The following is an 18,958-nucleotide window of genomic DNA, read 5'->3' as shown; positions in this document are numbered from 1 at the left end:
GTCTCAGGGATGTTTCAGGGTCGCGGTCCGGAACTGTGGGAAGCGCGGACCCGTTTTCAGATCAGAGAGCGGCCGTGGCCGCGGAGGAGGCGACACATGTCGAGAAACACGAAGGTCGTTGTAGGAGGCGTGGCGGTCGGACTGATCCTGTTGATCTGGCTGCCCTGGTGGGTCTCATTCCTGATAGTCGTGGGAGTGCCGACGGCCGCGTATCTCACGCTGGATCCCGCGCAGCGGCGTCGGTTGCGCCGCGCCGCGGGCAAGGAGATCGGCCGCTGACACCGACACACCGATGCCCCACCGCGCTTCCGCCCGGTGCGAGGAAGCAGAGCACAGCACCGTCCGGGGGGCTGCCGACAGCAGCTTCGCGGACGGTGCCCGGCCCCATCTGACGCGCGCACCCGAGGGCTCAACTGGGCCGTACGGCGAGCTTGTCCAGCGCCTCCAAGAGACCCGGCAACTCGGGGCCCCGCCCCACCGGCAGCACCTCACCCGGCTCTTCGTCGAGCAGGACGAACGCGATGTCGTCGGTCCGGGCCACCATCGACCAGCCGGGGCCGTCGGCACGCAGCGTGCGCGCCTCGCCCGGCGCGAAGGACGATCTGACGCGGCCGAGAGGCGGCGGGGCGTCAACATACGCCCGGGCCTCCGTCAGCACCCTGCGGACCCCGCTGTGGCCCGTCTGCGCGCCTTCCCCATCGCCGTCCGAAGCGACCTCGTCCGCTTCTGACGCGTCTTCGGGGGTGACGTCGTCAGGCGACGACTCCGAAGCCTCGCCCACCTTGCCCTGGACCGGGAAGGCCGAGTCGTCGATCTGCTCCCGCCACAGGGCCCACTGCAGCGCGATCTCGTCGGCACCCAGCCGTCGCTGCGCCGGGCCCCATGTGGTGGTGTCCGGCGGAGCCAACGGCGGCCGGTCCACGAGGTCGGGGTCCGGATCGTGCGGCGCGGGCACATTGGGAGCCGCGACCGCGACCGCGAGCGGCCAGCCCGGCAGCGCCGCGACCACGGTGCGCTCGCTCGGCGACAGGTCGTACTCCATGCCGCAGTCCCAGGACGCGATGGCGACCGCGACCAGCGACACGTCGTCGATGACGACCGTCCACCGCGCACCTTCGCCGTCCTGGCCGAGCACCAGGCCGTAGCCGTCGGCGAGCGGCGCCATACCGAGCGCGGCGCAGGCCTCCGGATAGTCGTCACCCAGCACACTCGGGAACTTCGCCGGCGTCAGCAGCACCGCCGTGAGCACATAGAGCGCGTCGTCCTCGGCGGCGACGGCCTCTTCATCCGTGTCGGCCATCCCAGCCTCCCCATCGTTCGTCCAACGGCGCGCACCCTAGTGTGCGCGGAAGCCGCTTGTCACGACTCCCAAGTACACCCGGAGCTGCAGTTTTCCGTCTGGACAGGGCGAAACGACCACCGGCAACCCGAAGTGTCAGGCCGCGGGGAGCCCGAGAAGGGCCCGGGCCACCGTCCGCGGCGACTCGTCGCGTTCCCTGGCGAGCGCGACCACGGCCCGGCACGCCAGCTCACTCACCCCGAAGGAAAGTGCCTCCGGCGACACCCAGCCCGCGGCCTCGTCGATCCGGTCCTGGTCGTCCTCCGCGCGCGCCGAGACATAGACGGCCGCGGCCTCGAACAGGTTGTGCGCCCGCCGTTCGGGGCCGGCGCCGGCCTCCGTGCGCGTGGAGGCGAGAATTCTGGCGAAGGTCTTGCGGGGCCTGTCGAACATGCTGACCACCTTCCCCCTGCGTGGTGTTCCGTCGTCGACCGTCCATCTACTGCTACCCAACATAGAGTTGGAGTTGCGGCGACAGGAGGGGGACGTCGCGGTGAAGCGTTTCCGGCCTCCCGCAGTGGTGCGGCTCATCCCTCCCGCACGGCCAGCGCCAGGAAGCGGGTGTCCTCGTCGGCGTACGACGTCATGCGCCACCCCGAACCGGCAAGCAGCGGACGGAGATTGGGCTCCGCGCGCAGGTCCTCCGGGGTGATCTGCCGCCCCTGACGCGCCGCGAGTGCCGCGCGGCCGATCGGATGGAACAGGGCCAGCGTGCCGCCGGGGCGTACCACACGCGCCAACTCCCGCAGATTCGCCTCCGGTTGAGGCAGGTGTGCGATCAGGCCCGCCGCGAACACGGCATCGAGCGATTCCGACCGAAGCGGCAACGCGGCCACATCGGCGAGCAGCAGGCACCCATCGAGACCGCGTCCGGCCCGTACGGCGGCCTCCAGCATGGCCGGGGTCAGATCGGCCCCCACCACCACTCCCGAGGGCCCCACGGCCGCACGGAGCGGCGGCAGTGCGCGTCCCGTCCCGCAGCCCGCGTCGAGCACACGGTCCCCCGTGTGCAGCGTCAGTTCGGCAACGGCAGCCGCGTAGGCGGGACCGTCGTCCGGGAAGCGGCTGTCCCAGTGCGCGGCGCGCGCACCGAAGAACTCCCGGACATGCGTGTGGTCGTCGTTCATGTTCCGCATGATCCCTCACCGACACGGATGACGCTTCGGTGCACACGTTCGAGCGTGACGCGGTCGTTCAGGCACCTCTCTGTGTCATATTGCAACACCTTTCGAAATGCGCCCCCTTTGTGCGCCCATGCCCCTACTAGCGTCCCCTGGTCATGGGACACCTGGACCACGCGACCTTCGGCTGGCTCACCCCAGTGCTGTCATACGTGATGGCCTGCATGGGCTCCGCGCTCGGGCTGCGCTGCACCGTCCGCGCGCTCGGCGCCACCGGCAGGTCGCGCCGCAACTGGCTCATCACCGCGGCCTCCGCGCTCGGCACCGGCATCTGGACCATGCACTTCGTGGCCATGCTCGGCTTCGGCGTCAGCGGCACGGACATCCGCTACGACGTGCCACTGACCGTGCTCAGCCTCGTCGTCGCCATCGTCGTCGTCTGCGCGGGTGTCTTCGTGGTCGGCTACGGCCGCGACCGTGGCCGTGCGCTCTTCCTCGGCGGCCTGGCCACCGGACTGGGCGTCGCGAGCATGCACTACCTGGGAATGGCGGCGGTGCGACTGCACGGCGACGTGACCTACGACCCGATGCTCGTCGGGCTCTCCGTCGTCATCGCCGTCGTCGCGGCGACCGCGGCCCTGTGGGCGGCCCTCAACATCAAGTCGCCCATCGCGGTCACCGTCGCCTCACTCGTCATGGGGGCGGCCGTCGCCAGCATGCACTACACCGGGATGTTCGCGGTGCGCGTGCATGTCACCCCCTCCGGTGAGGTCCTGCCCGGGGCCACGGCGATGCAGTTCATCTTCCCCCTCGCCGTCGGCCTCGGGTCCTACCTGTTCCTGACCTCGGCGTTCGTCGCACTGTCACCGACGACGGGAGAACGCGAGGCGACCGCCTCGGCCGAGCGGCCGGTCGAAAGCGTCGCCCACTGACAAGCGGCCCGACCGACCACGGCACGCCCCGAACCACTCCCGAGCGAGGAGGCCATGCGTAACCCCCGTAGGACCCCCAGAGCCGGCGCCGAGACGCCGCCGCCCGTGCGCGGTCGCCGCGCACACGCCGGACCACCCGCCGACGAGCTCTTCGACGAGCCCCTCGACGCACCGCAGGACGAGGTGCCCCCGCGCGCGGGACGCTGGCGAATGCGTCCCCGCACCGTACGAGCCAAGATCGTCTGCCTGCTGATGGTGCCGGTCGTCTCACTTCTCGCCCTGTGGGCGTACGCGACCGTCAGCACGGCCCAGGACGTCGCCCGGCTACGGCAGTTGCAACGCGTGGACTCGGCGGTGCGCAGCCCCGTCGCCGTCGCCGTCGCCGCGCTGCAGGCCGAGCGGTCGGCCGCGGTGCGCTACGCCACCGACCCCGGCGCCGAGCCGAGCGGTGACCTGAAGAAGCTGGCCGCGAACACGGACCGGGCCGTCGCCGGGCTGCGGCTCGGCGACACCAGCACCGTCGCCGACGGCGAGGAACTGCCGGCCGGAGTCGCCCAGCGCCTGGAGACCTTCGTCACCGGTGCCGAGCGACTGCGCTCGCTGCGGGCCGACGTGCTTGCCCACCGCGCGGGATGGGACGAGACGTACGGGCTGTACACGAAGACCATCTCGTCGGCCTTCGCCGTGGGTGGGGCGCTCACCGGAATCCAGGACGCCGATCTCGGCTCCGACGCGCGCGTACTGCTGGAGTTCTCCCGGGCCGCGGAATCGCTGTCCCAGGAGGACGTGGTGCTCGCCGGTGCCCGGCTCGACGGCCGCCTCGACGGGGAGCGGCTGCGGCTGTTCACCGGCGCCGTCGACACGCGCCGCACCCTCACCGACTCCGCCACCGCGGATCTGCGCGGTTCCGAACGCACCGCCTGGCGGAACCTCGCCGACACCGGTGCCTACACCGTGGTCGGTACGGTCGAGGACAAGGTCCTCGCCGCCAACTCGGCCACCCGCGCGATCGGTTCGGCTCCCGAGACCACCTGGAACAACGCGCACGCACGCGTGCAGGACGGTATGCGCGCCATCGAGGCGGACGCGGGCAGCGGAGTCGCGGACCGCGCCGATCCGTTCGCACGAGGACTGCTCACCCCGGCCGGCGCCGCCGTCCTGCTCGGCCTCGCCGCCGTCATCGCTTCGCTCGTCATCTCGGTACGCATCGGACGCGGTCTCGTCGTCGAGCTGGTGAGTCTGCGCAACGACGCCCTGGCGATCGCCCGCCACAAACTCCCCGAAGCCATGCGGAGACTGCGTGCCGGGGAGGACATCGACATCAGGGCGGAGGCCCCGCCCGGACCGGCCGCGGAGGACGAGACCGGACAGGTTGCCGAGGCCCTGGGCATCGTGCACCGAGCCGCCCTGCGGGCCGCCGTGGAACGCGCCGAACTCGCAAGCGGCATCTCCGGAGTCTTCGTCAACCTCGCCCGCCGCAGCCAGGTCCTGGTGCACCGTCAACTCAGCCTTCTGGACAGCATGGAGCGCCGCTCCGAGGACCCGAACGAACTGAGCGATCTGTTCCGCCTCGACCACCTCACCACCCGCATGCGACGGCACGCCGAGAGCCTGATCATCCTCTCCGGCGCGGCACCCGGCCGGGCCTGGCGCATGCCGGTCTCCCTGACCAACGTCGTCCGCGCCGCCGTCTCCGAAGTCGAGGACTACGCGCGCGTGGAGGTACGCCAACTCCCCGAAGCCTCCGTCCTCGGCACGGCCGTCGCCGACCTCACGCACCTGCTCGCCGAGATCGTGGAGAACGCCGCCCAGTTCTCGCCGCCGCACACCCGCGTGCGCGTGACCGGCGAACCCGTCGGCAACGGGTATGCCGTCGAGGTCGAGGACCGGGGCCTGGGCATGGGCCCGGAGACGCTGGCCGAGGCAAACCGGCGCATCGAGCAGTCCGAGGCCCTCGACCTCTTCGACAGCGACCGGCTCGGCCTCTTCGTGGTCAGCAGACTCGCCGCACGCCACGGCATCAAGGTGCATCTGCGGACCTCGCCCTACGGCGGAACGACAGCGGTCGTGCTGCTGCCGACGGCCCTGCTGCACGGCGGCGCGGCCGAACGCGCCCCCCGCGCGGCAGTGGACGAGGGACAGCGGGCCGTGGAACGCGAGTACGCGCGCGTGCCCACCGCGCCCCAGCACCAGGAGTCCGTACCGGCACCGGCCGACCGGCCCGCCCTGGCGTCCCCGCCCCGGGCCTCGGCGGAGCCGGCGAACGGCACCCCGCCCCCTGGAGTCACCACCTTGCGACTGCACCGTCCTCCCGAGGACACCGAAGGCCCCGAGGACGGCGACGACCTCCCCCGCCGGGTACGGCAGGCGAGCCTCGCTCCCCAGCTCCGCGAACAGCCCGCCGCGGACCGGGAACGGGCGCCCGCGGCGCCACGCGATGAGCACCGCAGTCCGGAGGTCGTACGGGACCGGATGGCGGCCTACCGCGAAGGCTGGACGCGCGGCGGCGGCAGGAAACCGGGCCGTGGCGCCACCCCAGGCCCCGCAACGGGCAGCGACAGCAGCGAAGGAGACCCCGCATGATCCAGGACCCGAGTATGAGGGCCGCCCAGCGGTCCGGTGAACTCGACTGGCTGCTGGACGACTTGGTGCTGCGCGTCGGCGAAGTACGGCACGCGGTCGTGCTGTCCAACGACGGCCTCGCCATCGGCGCCTCCACCGACCTCGATCGCGAGGACGCGGAACACCTCGCCGCGGTGGCCTCCGGATTCAACAGCCTGGCCAAGGGCGCCGGGAGGCACTTCGGCGCCGGCGGAGTGCGGCAGACCATGGTGGAGATGGACGACGGCTTCCTGTTCGTGGCAGCGGCCGGAGACGGCTCCTGCCTCGCCGTCCTCACCTCTGTGACCGCCGACATAGGCCTGGTGGCGTACGAGATGGCACGGCTGGTCAAGCGCGTCGGCGAGCACCTGTACACGCCGCCGCGCGTCGGTGCGCGGCCACCCGCCGCCGGATGAGGCGAGAAGGCGGTCCGTTCCGATGACCGAAGACATGACCGGTGTCCCGCATGAGCCGGGCAGCCAGTGGTACGACCAGGAGGCCGGGCCTCTCGTCCGCCCTTACGCCATGACGGGCGGACGTACCAAATCAGGCCCTACAGGAGTGCGGTTCGACCTGATCGCGCTGGTCACGCTGGACGCGGGCGCGCCCGGCTTCGACGACGACACCGGGCTCGGACCGGAACACCGGGCCCTCATCGACCTGTGCCGCGTGGAAACACAGTCCGTCGCCGAGCTGGCCGCCGGAGCCGACCTTCCCCTGGGGGTGGTCAGGGTGCTCCTGGGCGACCTCCTGGAGCTCGGCTGTGTCACCGTCAGCCGTCCGGTGCCGCCCGCGCAGCTTCCTGACGAACGGATTCTGCGCGAGGTGATCGAGGGACTCCGGGCACTGTGATGAAACTTCAGCACCACTCGAACGCGTACGACGCCGACTTGTGCAGCCATCTGGACACCGAACAGGTGCGAGACGGTCACATCGGGCAAATAGTGGTCCAACCGCCCAGTGCGAGGCCGTACTTGTCAGGATGCACTCCTACGGACGTCGACCGTTGCCGGTACTCCCGAGAGAAGTGATCGATGGTCTCCGAGCACTCCGATGCCGAAGGCGGCGAGACCGCCCTGGCGTTGAAGATCCTGGTCGCCGGTGGATTCGGCGTGGGCAAGACCACCATGGTGGGCGCGGTCAGTGAGATCAGGCCGCTGCGCACCGAGGAACTGCTCAGCGAGGCAGGCCAGTTGGTGGACGACACCGACGGCGTGGACCAGAAGGTCACGACGACCGTCGCCATGGACTTCGGCCGCATCACCATCAGGTCCGGCCTCTCCCTCTACCTGTTCGGCACACCGGGCCAGGACCGCTTCTGGTTCCTGTGGGACGAATTGTCGCAGGGGGCCCTGGGAGCCGTGGTCCTCGCGGACACCCGGCGACTGGAGGACTGCTTCCCCGCTGTCGACTATTTCGAGCACCGGCACATCCCGTTCGTGGTGGCCGTCAACTGCTTCACGGGCGCCCGCAGTTACGGCGCCCACGACGTCTCCCGCGCCCTGGACCTCGACCGGGGAACACCGGTGGTCCTGTGCGACGCCCGGGACCGCGACTCGGGGAAGGAGGTGTTGATCCGGCTCGTCGAGTACGCCGGACGGATGCACACCGCCAGGATGCTCGACTCGGTGGGCTGAGCGGGAGCCCTCACTCCGAAATGCCCTTCAGCGCCACGACCTTCTCGACCGTGACGCGGACGAGGAGTTCGCCCGGCACTCCGTTGCGGGCGCCGAACTCCTCGGCACGCTCCTCGCCCATGTACCGGGCCCCGATCCGGGCGGCCCAGTAGCGGAGTTCGCCCGGTTCCTCCGACAATGTGGCGCGCCCCTGCAGCACCACGAAGTCGAACGGCGGCCGATCGTCGTCCACGCAGAGGGCGACTCGCCCATCACGGGCCAGATTGCGCCCTTTTACCGTTCCTTTCGCGGTGTTGAACACCACGTCGTCCCCGTCGAGCAGGAACCAGATCGGTGCGACATGTGGGCTCCCATCGGCGCGAACGGTCGACAGCTTGCCCGTGCGCGTGCCGTGCGAGACGAACGCCCGCCACTCCTCGTCGGTCATGTTCTGTGCCATGCCCCTATCCTCCTTGCCCGGGCGACGGGCGTGGTGAAGGCTGACGGGAGATCCTCCGGCCAGGGGGAGACGCGACACGGGGAGGCCGGAACATGGCGCAGAACCAGGGACTGAGCTGGCTGCTGGACGATCTGACCGAGCGCGTCGAGCATGTACGCCATGCTCTGGTCCTCTCCAACGACGGACTGGTGACCGGCGCGAGCACGGGACTTCGCCGCGAGGACGCCGAACACCTCGCCGCCGTCTCGTCCGGACTGCACAGCCTGGCCAAGGGCTCGGGACGCCACTTCGGCGCCGGCGGGGTGCGGCAGACGATGATCGAGTTCGACGACGCCGTCCTGTTCGTCACGGCCGCGGGCAGCGGCAGCTGTCTGTGCGTCCTCAGCGGCGCGGACGCGGACATCGGCCAGATCGCGTACGAGATGACACTGCTCGTCAACCGCGTCGGCGAGCACCTCGGCGTGGACGCCCGGCAGCCCGAGCGAACTCCCGTCACAGACCTCTGACCTGCGAGTTCACCCGTTTCTGCGGAGTTATCCACAGGCTCGCCACGAGATTCTCCGAACCGGCTACGGTTTGTCCATCGCGAACGCACACAGCGTGAGCAACGGACTCCACGGGGGAGATCGACCATGGCAGGCAACACCATCACCACACCGCCGGAACTCTCGTGCACGCCGAGTCGCGCGGCACGGGAACTCGGCCTCAAACGAGGCGAGTTCGACCTCGCCGTCCATCTCGGACGCATCCGCACCGTGCCCGACGAAGGGGGCGGCGGCCGGCGCGTCGCCCGCACCGAGATCGACCGACTGCGCTCGGCCGAGGGGTTCCCGGAATCGCTCGTGGAGAGCGTCAGGACCGTGGGCACCACGGACGGCGCGGCCCTCATGGAGATCACCTCCGCCAGGTTCACCCGCCTAGCCCGGCTGGGACTGGTGGTGCCGGTGAGGTTCTATCTGAACCGCTACCGAGCAGTGGTCTGGCTCTATCTCGCCGAAGAACTACGGCAGTTCGCCACCGACAGGAACCACACCTCACTACTGAACGGCCGTACACCCGAAGGCCTGCGCGACCAACTCCGAGAGGGGCTGGACCGACGGCCCCGCAACTGGCGCGGACGTCATCTGGGATTCCTGCTGCGCGAGGCGGACGGCCCGTGGGAACGCGCGGGCGCCCTGTCCGCCTTGCTCGCCCCCGTCCAGGTGGCCGAAATCGTTCGGGACCCCTACGAGCGCGCCCACCTGAACCGGTTCAGGCCGGACCCGCCCACCCACGGCGCTCCGGGCTCGCCCTCCGCTCACCTCGCCGAGCGGATCATGACGGCGGACGACCCGGACGAGATCAGCTGGCTGCGGGCGGACCTGGCCCAGGTGCTGGACGAGGCACGCCGCCATCGCCCGGCACCGCGACCCGCTTCCCAAGCGGCCGGATCAGGGTTGTCCCCGAGCGAGTACTCGGCCGGACCACCGCCGTCCCCGAGTGAGCACCCGCCCGAGCCGGCGCCGGAACCCGAGCGATCGCGCGTCATGTTGAGCTGGCTGCGCCGCAGAAACGCGTGACCGCGGCGCACACCCACCGGTCACAGCGCCCTGAACAGCCCTTCCTGGACGACCGAGACGAGCAGGCGTCCCTCCAGGTCGTAGATGCGCCCGCGGGCCAGACCGCGTCCGCCCGTCGCGATCGGGGACTCCTGGTCGTACAGGAACCACTCGTCCGCGCGGAACGGCCGGTGGAACCACATGGCGTGGTCCAGCGACGCCATGTCGAAGTTCCGCGGCCCCCACAGGGGTTCGACGGGGATCCGGACGGCGTCCAGGAGCGTCATGTCACTGGCGTACGTCAACGCGCAGGTGTGCACCAGCGGATCGTCGCCGAGCGGTCCCACCGCGCGCATCCACACGGCGCTGCGCGGCTCGGTGTCCTTGATCTCCTCGGCGCTCCAGCGCAGCCCGTCCGCGTACCGGATGTCGAAGGGCTGACGGCGTGCCATCCGCTCCAACTGCTCGGGCAGCACGCCCAGATGGGCCCGGACCTCCTCCGACACCGTCGGCAGGGACTCCGGGTCCGGGACCTCGCGGGTCGGCAGCTGGTGCTCGAAAGGACCTTGCTCAGGCTTGTGGAAGGAGGCGGTGAGATTGAAAATCGTGCGGCCCTGCTGCACGGCGGTGACCCGGCGGGTGGTGAACGACCGTCCGTCCCGCACCCGCTCGACCTGGTACACGATCGGCACGCCCGGCCGGCCCGGGCGCAGGAAGTACGCGTGCAACGAGTGCACGGGCCGGTCGCCCTCCGTGGTGCGCCCCGCGGCGACCAGCGCCTGGCCGGCCACCTGGCCGCCGAAGACCCGCTGCAGGGACTCGTGCGGGCTGCGGCCACGGAAGATGTTGACCTCGATCTGCTCCAGGTCGAGCAGGTCGACGAGCCGCTCTGCCGGGTTCGTCATGGGTGGGATTCTCCTGTGCTCACAGCTGGCCGACGTCGGTGACGCGGACGACCGCACGGCCCTCCGCGTCGGAGGCCGCGAGATCGATCTCCGCGCTGATGCCCCAGTCATGATCGCCGTTCGGGTCGGCGAAAATCTGTCGAACGCGCCACAGGCTGTGTTGCGGCTCCTCCTCGATGAGCAGGAGCTTGGGCCCGCGGGCGTCGGGACCGGTGCCGAGGTCCTCGTACTCGTCCCAGTACTTGTCCATCGCCTCGCCCCAGGCGTCCGCGTCCCAGCCGGCTTCGGCGTCCAACTCGCCCAACTCCCCGACATGGTCGAGGGCGGCGAGCTCCACGCGACGGAACATCGCGTTGCGCACCAGCACCCGGAAGGCGCGCGCGTTCGCGGTGACCGGCTTGACCTGGTCGGCCTTCTCCTGGGCCTCCTCGGCGGTCATCTCCGCCGGGTTGGCCAGCTGCTCCCACTCGTCCAGCAGACTGGAGTCGACCTGACGCACCATCTCACCGAGCCAGGCGATCAGATCCTCCAGATCCTCGGACTTGAGGTCGTCCGGGACGGTGTGATCGAGGGCCTTGAAGGCGCCGGCGAGGTAGCGCAGCACGATGCCCTCGGTGCGGGCCAGCTCGTAGTACGAGGTCAACTCCGTGAAGGACATGGCCCGTTCGTACATGTCCCGGATCACGGACTTCGGCGACAGCGGGTGGTCGCCGACCCACGGGTGGCTCTTGCGGTACGTGTTGTACGCGTGGAAGAGCAACTCCTCCAGCGGCTTGGGGTAGCTGACGTCCTGGAGGCGCTCCATGCGGTCCTCGTACTCGACGCCGTCCGCCTTCATCGCCGCGACGGCCTCGCCGCGTGCCTTGTTCTGCTGGGCGGCGAGGATCTGCCGAGGGTCGTCCAGCGTGGACTCGACGACGGACACCATGTCCAGCGCGTACGACGGCGACTCGGGGTCCAGCAGTTCGAACGCGGCGAGCGCGAAGGTCGACAGCGGCTGGTTGAGCGCGAAGTCCTGCTGCAGATCGACTGTGAGGCGCACGATGCGGCCTTCGGCGTCCGGGGTGTCGAGCTTCTCGACGATGCCGCCGTCCAGGAGCGAGCGGTAGATCGCGATCGCGCGCCGGATGTGCCGCAACTGCTGCTTGCGCGGCTCGTGGTTGTCCTCCAGGAGATGCCGCATCGCCTCGAAGGCGTTGCCCGGACGGGCGATGACCGACAGCAGCATCGTGTGCGTGACTCGGAACCGGGACGTGAGCGGCTCCGGCTCGGAGGTGATGAGCTTCTCGAAGGTGCCTTCCGTCCACCCGACGAAACCCTCGGGCGCCTTCTTGCGGACGACCTTCCGGCGCTTCTTCGGGTCGTCGCCCGCCTTGGTGAGCGCCTTCTCGTTCTCGACGACGTGTTCGGGTGCCTGAGCGACCACCAGCCCCGCAGTGTCGAAACCGGCGCGGCCCGCGCGGCCCGCGATCTGGTGGAACTCACGGGCGCGCAGCGTACGTACCCGGATCCCGTCGTACTTGGCCAGTGCCGTGAACAGCACCGTGCGGATGGGCACGTTGACGCCCACCCCGAGCGTGTCCGTACCGCAGATGACCTTCAACAGGCCCGCTTGCGCCAGCTTTTCCACCAGGCGCCGGTACTTGGGCAGCATGCCGGCGTGGTGCACACCGATGCCGTGCCGCACGTAACGGGAGAGATTGCGCCCGAACTTGGTGGTGAAGCGGAAGTTGCCGATCAGTTCGGCGATCTGGTCCTTCTCCTCGCGCGAGGACATGTTGATGCTCATCAGCGCCTGCGCCCGCTCCACGGCCTGCGCCTGCGTGAAGTGCACGATGTAGACCGGCGCCTGCCGGGTCTCCAGCAGCTCGGTCAGCGTCTCGGTGAGCGGAGTCAGCTTGTACTCGTAGGACAGCGGCACCGGCCGGACCGCCGAGCGGACCACCGAAGTGGGGCGCCCGGTGCGGCGAGTGAGGTCCTTCTCGAACATCGCGACGTCGCCGAGCGTGGCCGACATCAGGATGAACTGCGCCTGCGGCAGCTCCAGGATCGGGATCTGCCAGGCCCAGCCGCGGTCCGCCTCCGCGTAGAAGTGGAACTCGTCCATGACGACCTGGCCGACGTCCGCGTGCTTGCCGTCGCGCAGCGCGATCGACGCGAGGACCTCCGCGGTGCAGCAGATGATGGGCGCGTCCGAGTTGACGGACGCGTCGCCGGTCAGCATGCCGACGTTCTCGGTGCCGAACATCTTGCACAGCTCGAAGAACTTCTCCGAGACCAGTGCCTTGATCGGGGCGGTGTAGAAGGTGACCTCGTCCCGGGCGAGTGCGGCGAAGTGCGCACCGGCGGCGATCATGCTCTTGCCGGAGCCGGTGGGCGTCGACACGATCACGTTCGCACCGGAGACCACCTCGATCAGCGCCTCCTCCTGATGGGGGTAGAGCGTGAGACCGCGCTCCTTGGCCCACGACTCGAAGGCTTCGTAGAGGGCGTCGGGATCTGCGGTCGGCGGCAACTGGTCGATGAGGGTCACGACCCCATCTTGCCTGGCGTCCCGGTCGATGGGGGAATCGGCTGCGGAGATGAAGATCGCTACCGCTACGCTGTGGCGCCGACAGAGTGTCAGGGCGCCCGAGCAACTGACCGGCGGCGTAAGAGGAATGGGGCGGGGAACGGCCATGATGGGACCAGCACACTCACTGTCGGGAGCGGCGGCCTGGCTCGGCGTCGGAGCGGCGACGGCCGCGGCCGGGCATCCGATGCCCTGGCCGGTGATCCTGGTCGGCGCCCTGATCTGCGCCGGCGCCGCGCTCGCCCCGGACCTCGACCACAAGGCGGCGACCATCTCGCGGGCCTTCGGACCCGTCTCCCGGACCGTGTGCGAGGTCGTCGACAAGCTCTCGTACGCCGTCTACAAGGGGACCAGGAAGCAGGGCGACCCGCGCCGCAACGGCGGGCACCGCACGCTCACCCACACCTGGTTGTGGGCGGTCATGATCGGCGCGGGGAGTGCGGGCGTGGCGATCCTGGGCGGTCGCTGGGGAGTGCTGGCGATCCTCTTCGTGCACATGGTGCTGGCCATCGAGGGACTGCTGTGGCGGGCGGCCCGCGGTTCCAGCAGCGACATCCTGGTGTGGCTGCTGGCGGCGACCAGCGCGTGGATCCTGGCCGGAGTGCTGGACAAGCCGGGCAACGGTTCGGACTGGCTGTTCACGGACCAGCACCAGTACCTCTGGCTCGGCCTGCCGGTCGTGCTGGGCGCGCTGGTGCACGACATCGGGGACGCGCTGACCGTCTCCGGCTGCCCGATCCTGTGGCCGATCCCGCTGGGCCGCAAGCGCTGGTACCCGATCGGGCCGCCGAAGGTGATGCGGTTCCGTGCGGGCAGCTGGATCGAGCTCAAGGTGCTGATGCCGGTGTTCATACTGCTCGGGGGAGTGGGCTGTGCGGCGGCGCTCAACGTGATCTGAGGTCCGGTCCCGACCCCGGTTCCGGCGTCGACGCGGGCAGCGGCTCACGCCCCGCCGGAGCCCTGGCCCGCGCCGCCGCCGTAGCGTCGCTCGAACTGGGCGATACGGCCCTCCGAGTCCACCGTTCTGGCCTTGCCGGTGTAGAAGGGGTGGCTCTCCGAGGAGATCTCCACGTCCACGACCGGGTAGGTCTCGCCGTCGTCCCAGTCGATGGTCCGGTCGCTGGTCGCGGTGGACCGGGTCAGGAAGGCGTATCCGGCGGAGCGGTCGCGGAAGACCACGGGGTGGTAGTCGGGCTGCTTGTCCTGCTGCATGGCTGCTCCTCCTGCGGCGGGGGTGTGGGTGAGGGCCAGGGGACGGCGAGGTCAGCCGTAGAGCGAGTCCTCGTCCTCGTCGACGATGTGCATCGCGGCCTCCTCGGCGGAGGCCGCCGCGCCGTCGATGCCCACGTCGGTGGCGATCAGACCGCTCTCCTCGTCCTCGTGCGCCCCTTCGTCGGGTGCCACGAGTCGGCCGGAGCGAAGGTCACCGACCTCGGTGTCCCGGAGTTCGCCGTCGGTGTCCTCGGAGTCGCCGAGACCGTCGCCGTCGGGCACCACGAGATCCGGGACCTCCTCGGCGAGGCGCTGGTCGAGCGTCTCACCGTGCTGACGTTCGGCGGCCGTGACATCGGCGCGTTCCACCGCCCAGGGGCGGTCCGGTGGGGACCAGCCGCGGTCGAGCGGGTCCTCGACACCGTCGGCCAGGAGCGTGTCCTCCGCGTCGAGCAGGCCCGCGTCGTCCTGAACCTCGGATCCGTCGGGCTGGTAGACGTCGTCTCCCCATCCGTCGACGCTGTTCACGGGTACCTCCAGGTGGTGGGGACCGGCCCGTACTCACCGCGCTCGGCGGCGGGCCGCCGCTGTGCGGGGCACAGGCGGAGCCCGGCACGAACCACATGGTTCCCGGGCACTCCCCGAACCGGTGCCGTCCCCCAGACTTCCACCCCTTTTCCCCACCGCGCAACGGCACGGCCCGAGTGGACTGGCTTCCCACCAGTCCCCTCGGCCTTCTCAACACCGGAACGGCATCGCGCCCCGAAGGGGGCGCGGGGCTGCGACATGTGCCGCTCCGCCGCGTGGGCGCGACCAGCCCCCACCGGCCCGCAGCCAAGTCACCTCCCGTCCCGACCAGCGCCCCAACCGGTCCGCAGGGCAGTCACCGCTCCACCGGCGGAGCTACCCGTGCCACGACCGCCAGAGCGCCGCGTACGCCCCCTCCGCCGCCACCAACTCGTCGTGGCTGCCCAACTCGCTGATCCGGCCGTTCTCGACCACGGCGATGACGTCCGCGTCGTGGGCGGTGTGCAGACGGTGGGCGATCGCGACGACCGTGCGGCCGTCGAGGACACGGGCCAGGGACCGTTCCAGATGGCGGGCCGCACGCGGGTCGAGGAGCGAGGTCGCCTCGTCCAGGACCAGCGTGTGCGGATCGGCCAGCACCAGCCGGGCCAGCGCGATCTGCTGGGCCTGGGCAGGGGTGAGCGCCAGCCCGCCCGAACCCACCTCGGTGTCGAGGCCGTCGTCCAGCGCCCGCGCCCATCCGTCCGCGTCGACCGCGCCCAGCGCCGCCCACAGCTCCGCGTCCGGCGCGTCCGTCCGGGCGAGCAGGAGGTTGTCGCGCAGGGAGCCCACGAAGACGTGGTGCTCCTGGTTGACGAGGGCCACATGGGAGCGGACGTGTTCTGCGGTCATCCGGGAGAGTTCGGCGCCGCCGAGGGTGATCCGGCCGTCCCGGGGCGCGTAGATACCGGCGAGGAGCCTGCCCAGGGTGGACTTGCCCGCGCCCGAAGGGCCGACCAGGGCCAGTCGGGTGCCGGGCGCGACCTCCAGGGAGACCTTGCGCAGCACGTCGACGCCCTCGCGGTAGCCGAAGTGCACCCGGTCCGCGTGCACGTCCCGGCCCTCGGGGGACAGTGCGGTGTCCCCGGCATCGGGCTCGATGTCACGGACGCCGACCAGCCGGGCCAGCGAGACCTGGGCGACCTGGAGCTCGTCGTACCAGCGCAGGATCAGGTTCACCGGGTCGACGAGCATCTGCGCGAGCAGGGCGCCCGTCGTCAGCTCGCCCACGCCGATCCAGCCGTGCAGGACGTACACCCCGCCGAGCATCAGGACCGAGCAGAGCACCGTGACATGAGTGATGTTGATGACCGGGAAGAGCACCGACCGCAGCCAGAGCGTGTAGTTCTCCCAGGCCGTCCACTCCTTGACGCGGCGCTCCGAGAGGGCGATGCGCCGGTCGCCGAGCCGGTGCGCCTCGACGGTGCGTCCCGCGTCCACGGTCTCGGCGAGGGCCGCGGCCACGGCGGCGTACCCGGCGGCCTCGGAGCGGTAACCGGCGGGTGCGCGCTTGTAGTACCAACGGCAGCCGACGACCAGCAGCGGCACCGCGATCAGTACGGCGGGCGCCAGCGCCGGCACGGTCACGACAAGGCCGCCGAGGAGCAGCAGTGCCCACACGACACCGATCGCCAACTGCGGTACGGCCTCGCGCATCGCGTTGGCGAGCCGGTCGATGTCGGTGGTGATGCGAGACAGGAGGTCGCCGGTGCCCGCCCGTTCCAGGACACCTGGAGGCAGTCCGACCGACCGTACGAGGAAGTCCTCGCGCAGATCGGCCAGCATCCGTTCGCCGAGCATCGCGCCGCGCAGCCGTACCTGCCGGATGAAGAAGGCCTGGACGGCGAGCGCGATCCCGAACAGCCCGATGGTGAGGCCCAGATGAAGTTCCCGCGCTCCGTCCGAGACCCGCTCGACCAGGTCGCCGAGGAGATAGGGGCCCACCATCGACGCGACCACCGCGACCGTGTTCACCGTGACGAGGACAAGGAAGGCTCGGCGATGGCGACGGAACAGTTCGGACACGTAGGCGCGTACGGTCGCGGGGGCGCCGACCGGCAGGGTGTTGGCCGTGGTCGGGGCCGCCGGGTCGTACGCCGGGGGCGCCACGCCGATCATGCGGTCTCCTCGATTTCTTCCAGTGCGCCACGCAGCGCGACATCGTGGTCGTCCAGGGTGCTCCGCAGAGCGGCCTCGTCGTTGACGGCGTTCCTCAGCGCCGTCTCGTCCTCCGTCTCGCGGGTCACCACGGCCCGGTACCGCGGCTCGCTGCGGAGCAGTTCGCGGTGGGTGCCGACCGCCACGACCTCGTCCTCGTGCACGAGGACCACCCGGTCCGCGTGGTCCAGGAGCAGGGGCGAGGAGGTGAACACCGCCGTGGTCCGGCCGGCCCGCAACTTCCGTACGCCGTCCGCGATCCGGGCCTCGGTGTGGGAGTCGACGGCGGAGGTCGGCTCGTCCAGGACGAGTACCTCGGGATCGGTGATCAGCGACCGGGCCAGGGCGAGCCGCTGGCGCTGGCCGCCGGACAGGGAGCGTCCGCGTTCGGTGATGCGGGCGTCCATGGGGTCGTCGGTGTCGAGCGAACCCTGCGCCAGCGCCACCAGCACGTCACCGCACTGCGCGGCGGCCAGGGCCTCCTCCGCGCCGACCGCACCCGAGGAGGGCACATCGAGCAGTTCGCGCAGCGAGCCGGACAGCAGTACCGGGTCCTTGTCCTGGACGAGGACGGCGGTGCGTGCCGAGGCGAGGGGGAGTTCGTCGAGCGCCACGCCGTCCAGGAGCACCGAGGTGCCCGCCTCGGCGGGGTGTCCGCCGAGGCGTTCCGCCAGCCGTCCGGCCGCGTCGGGGTCGCCGCACACCACGGCGGTGAACCGGCCGGACGGCACGAGCAGACCGGTGGCCGGGTCGTACAGATCCCCGGCCGGCACCTCGGCCGCGCGCGTTCCCACGGTGTCGGTGACCCGCTCCAGGGACAGCACGCGCGCGGCGCGTTTGGCCGAGGGACGGGAGAAGGAGTACGCCATGGCGATCTCCTCGAAGTGCCGCAGCGGGTAGGACAGGACCATCACCGAGCTGTAGACGGTGACCAGTTCACCCACCGTGATCCGGCCCTCGCGGGCCAGGTGCACACCGTGCCAGACGACGACGATCAGCAGCAGACCCGGCAGCAGCACCTGGATCGCGGAGATCAGCGACCACATCCGGGCGCTGCGCACGGCCGCATGGCGCACTTCCTGGGAGGCACGGCGGTAGCGGTCGAGGAAGAGTTCCTCACCGCCGATGCCACGCAGCACCCGCAGCCCGGCGACCGTGTCGGAGGCCAGCTCTGTGGCGCGTCCCGCCTTCTCGCGCTGCACGTCCGCACGCCGGGTGGCACGGGGCAGCAGCGGCAGCACGGAGACCGCCAGCACGGGCATGCCCACGGCGACGACGACACCGAGTGCCGGTTGATACACGAAGAGGCCGACGCACACGACGACGACGGTCAGCGCGGCGGCCAGGAAGCGGGACAGTGCCTCCACGAACCAGCCGATCTTCTCGACGTCGCCCGTGGACACGGCCACGACCTCACCGGCCGCGACCCGCCGGGTCAGTGCCGAGCCGAGATGGGCGGCCTGGCGGCCGAGCAGTTGCTGGACGCGGGCTGCGGCCGTGATCCAGTTGGTGACGGCGGCCCGGTGCAGGAAGGTGTCGCCCACGGCGATGCCCGCTCCGCACAGCGCCATCAGCCCACCGGTCAGGGCGAGCCGGCTGCCGGAGCGGTCGACCACGGCCTGGACGGCGAGTCCCACGCAGAACGGCAGCGCGCAGACGGACACGAAGTGCAGCAGTCCCCAGGCGAGTGACTTGAACTGTCCGCCGAGCTGGTTCCGGCCGAGCCACCACAGGAATCGGGGCCCCGAGCGGGCGTCCGGGACACCCGGGTCGGGATACGGAAGGTCTTGAATCTGCATGACGTCCCAGTGGCTCTGGTCGGGGCGGCGGAAGGAACCGCGGAGTGCGGCAACAAACCGTGAAAGGTTCGCCTCGCAGCGTGGTCGGAAGCAAGCGGTTTTCCCCGCCGCGGGTCAGAACCGGCGTTCACCCATCCGT

The 18,958-nt window shown here is 70.6% G+C and carries 19 protein-coding genes; 9 read left to right on the top strand and 10 right to left on the bottom strand.

Translation table 11 applies throughout. The features are described from left to right. The first annotated feature begins 96 nt into the window (after window positions 1-96). The gene (locus OC490_RS08625; protein WP_262057249.1) at window positions 97-279 is read left to right on the top strand and encodes a hypothetical protein; all 183 of its coding nucleotides are present in this window, start codon (window positions 97-99) and stop codon (window positions 277-279) included. Between the two features lie 130 nt (window positions 280-409). On the opposite strand, the gene OC490_RS08620 is transcribed toward OC490_RS08625, so the two are convergent. The 3 genes from OC490_RS08620 to OC490_RS08610 all read right to left on the bottom strand — a co-directional run bounded on the left by OC490_RS08620 (window position 410) and on the right by OC490_RS08610 (window position 2,466). Next, window positions 410-1,300, bottom strand: a complete 891-nt coding sequence (locus tag OC490_RS08620) for a hypothetical protein (RefSeq protein ID WP_262057248.1) — start codon at window positions 1,298-1,300, stop codon at window positions 410-412. A 135-nt stretch (window positions 1,301-1,435) separates the two neighbouring features. Next, entirely contained in the window at window positions 1,436-1,732 is a 297-nt protein-coding gene (locus OC490_RS08615) for a hypothetical protein (RefSeq protein ID WP_262057247.1), read from the bottom strand. A 134-nt stretch (window positions 1,733-1,866) separates the two neighbouring features. After that, the gene (locus tag OC490_RS08610) at window positions 1,867-2,466 is read right to left on the bottom strand and encodes a class I SAM-dependent methyltransferase (protein ID WP_262057246.1); all 600 of its coding nucleotides are present in this window, start codon (window positions 2,464-2,466) and stop codon (window positions 1,867-1,869) included. A 152-nt stretch (window positions 2,467-2,618) separates the two neighbouring features. On the opposite strand from OC490_RS08610, the gene OC490_RS08605 reads away from it, so the two are divergent. From OC490_RS08605 to OC490_RS08585, 5 genes are all read left to right on the top strand, one after another. After that, window positions 2,619-3,392, top strand: a complete 774-nt coding sequence (locus OC490_RS08605; RefSeq protein WP_262057245.1) for an MHYT domain-containing protein — start codon at window positions 2,619-2,621, stop codon at window positions 3,390-3,392. A 54-nt stretch (window positions 3,393-3,446) separates the two neighbouring features. Then, entirely contained in the window at window positions 3,447-5,975 is a 2,529-nt protein-coding gene (locus tag OC490_RS08600; RefSeq protein WP_262057244.1) for a nitrate- and nitrite sensing domain-containing protein, read from the top strand. Further along, the gene (locus OC490_RS08595) at window positions 5,972-6,409 is read left to right on the top strand and encodes a roadblock/LC7 domain-containing protein (protein WP_262057243.1); all 438 of its coding nucleotides are present in this window, start codon (window positions 5,972-5,974) and stop codon (window positions 6,407-6,409) included. The genes OC490_RS08600 and OC490_RS08595 overlap by 4 nt, the downstream gene beginning before the upstream one ends. Before the next feature lie 22 nt (window positions 6,410-6,431). Then, complete coding sequence (locus tag OC490_RS08590) at window positions 6,432-6,845, top strand: DUF742 domain-containing protein (protein WP_262057242.1); 414 nt, start codon at window positions 6,432-6,434, stop codon at window positions 6,843-6,845. Between the two features lie 182 nt (window positions 6,846-7,027). Further along, window positions 7,028-7,630 (top strand): GTP-binding protein, encoded by a 603-nt coding sequence (locus OC490_RS08585; RefSeq protein WP_262057241.1) that lies wholly within the window; start codon window positions 7,028-7,030, stop codon window positions 7,628-7,630. Window positions 7,631-7,640: 10 nt separating this feature from the next. Here OC490_RS08585 and OC490_RS08580 read toward each other — a convergent pair whose 3' ends face one another. Continuing rightward, window positions 7,641-8,069 carry a PPOX class F420-dependent oxidoreductase gene (locus OC490_RS08580; protein WP_262057240.1) on the bottom strand — a complete coding sequence of 143 codons (429 nt, stop codon included), beginning with the start codon at window positions 8,067-8,069 and terminating at the stop codon, window positions 7,641-7,643. 92 nt (window positions 8,070-8,161) lie between these two features. Between OC490_RS08580 and OC490_RS08575 the strand changes: the two genes are divergently transcribed. After that, window positions 8,162-8,575 carry a roadblock/LC7 domain-containing protein gene (locus OC490_RS08575; protein WP_019062680.1) on the top strand — a complete coding sequence of 138 codons (414 nt, stop codon included), beginning with the start codon at window positions 8,162-8,164 and terminating at the stop codon, window positions 8,573-8,575. Window positions 8,576-8,701: 126 nt separating this feature from the next. After that, window positions 8,702-9,628, top strand: a complete 927-nt coding sequence (locus OC490_RS08570) for a DUF6397 family protein (protein WP_262057239.1) — start codon at window positions 8,702-8,704, stop codon at window positions 9,626-9,628. A gap of 20 nt (window positions 9,629-9,648) precedes the next feature. On the opposite strand, the gene OC490_RS08565 is transcribed toward OC490_RS08570, so the two are convergent. Together OC490_RS08565 and OC490_RS08560 are read right to left on the bottom strand one after the other, a co-directional pair. Continuing rightward, the gene (locus tag OC490_RS08565; RefSeq protein ID WP_262057238.1) at window positions 9,649-10,512 is read right to left on the bottom strand and encodes an acyl-CoA thioesterase; all 864 of its coding nucleotides are present in this window, start codon (window positions 10,510-10,512) and stop codon (window positions 9,649-9,651) included. A gap of 19 nt (window positions 10,513-10,531) precedes the next feature. Then, the gene (locus OC490_RS08560; protein ID WP_262057237.1) at window positions 10,532-13,045 is read right to left on the bottom strand and encodes a DEAD/DEAH box helicase; all 2,514 of its coding nucleotides are present in this window, start codon (window positions 13,043-13,045) and stop codon (window positions 10,532-10,534) included. A 145-nt stretch (window positions 13,046-13,190) separates the two neighbouring features. On the opposite strand from OC490_RS08560, the gene OC490_RS08555 reads away from it, so the two are divergent. Beyond that, window positions 13,191-13,982: a metal-dependent hydrolase gene (locus OC490_RS08555; protein WP_262057236.1), complete on the top strand. Its 792-nt coding sequence runs from the start codon at window positions 13,191-13,193 to the stop codon at window positions 13,980-13,982. A 44-nt stretch (window positions 13,983-14,026) separates the two neighbouring features. Here OC490_RS08555 and OC490_RS08550 read toward each other — a convergent pair whose 3' ends face one another. From OC490_RS08550 to OC490_RS08535, 4 genes are all read right to left on the bottom strand, one after another. Next, window positions 14,027-14,296 carry a type B 50S ribosomal protein L31 gene (locus tag OC490_RS08550; RefSeq protein WP_262057235.1) on the bottom strand — a complete coding sequence of 90 codons (270 nt, stop codon included), beginning with the start codon at window positions 14,294-14,296 and terminating at the stop codon, window positions 14,027-14,029. 51 nt (window positions 14,297-14,347) lie between these two features. Beyond that, window positions 14,348-14,824: a DUF5709 domain-containing protein gene (locus OC490_RS08545; protein WP_200708992.1), complete on the bottom strand. Its 477-nt coding sequence runs from the start codon at window positions 14,822-14,824 to the stop codon at window positions 14,348-14,350. Between the two features lie 375 nt (window positions 14,825-15,199). Continuing rightward, the gene (locus OC490_RS08540) at window positions 15,200-16,981 is read right to left on the bottom strand and encodes an ABC transporter ATP-binding protein (protein WP_262057234.1); all 1,782 of its coding nucleotides are present in this window, start codon (window positions 16,979-16,981) and stop codon (window positions 15,200-15,202) included. After that, the gene (locus tag OC490_RS08535) at window positions 16,978-18,819 is read right to left on the bottom strand and encodes an ABC transporter ATP-binding protein (RefSeq protein ID WP_262057233.1); all 1,842 of its coding nucleotides are present in this window, start codon (window positions 18,817-18,819) and stop codon (window positions 16,978-16,980) included. The genes OC490_RS08540 and OC490_RS08535 overlap by 4 nt, the downstream gene beginning before the upstream one ends. Window positions 18,820-18,958: the final 139 nt, after the last annotated feature.

Origin of the sequence: Streptomyces sp. STR69, from assembly GCF_024519455.1 — a bacterium.
In the GTDB taxonomy this organism is placed as follows: domain Bacteria; phylum Actinomycetota; class Actinomycetes; order Streptomycetales; family Streptomycetaceae; genus Streptomyces.
The sequence above is the reverse complement of the archived record's forward strand: the minus strand, read 5'-3'. Positions and strand labels throughout refer to the sequence as shown.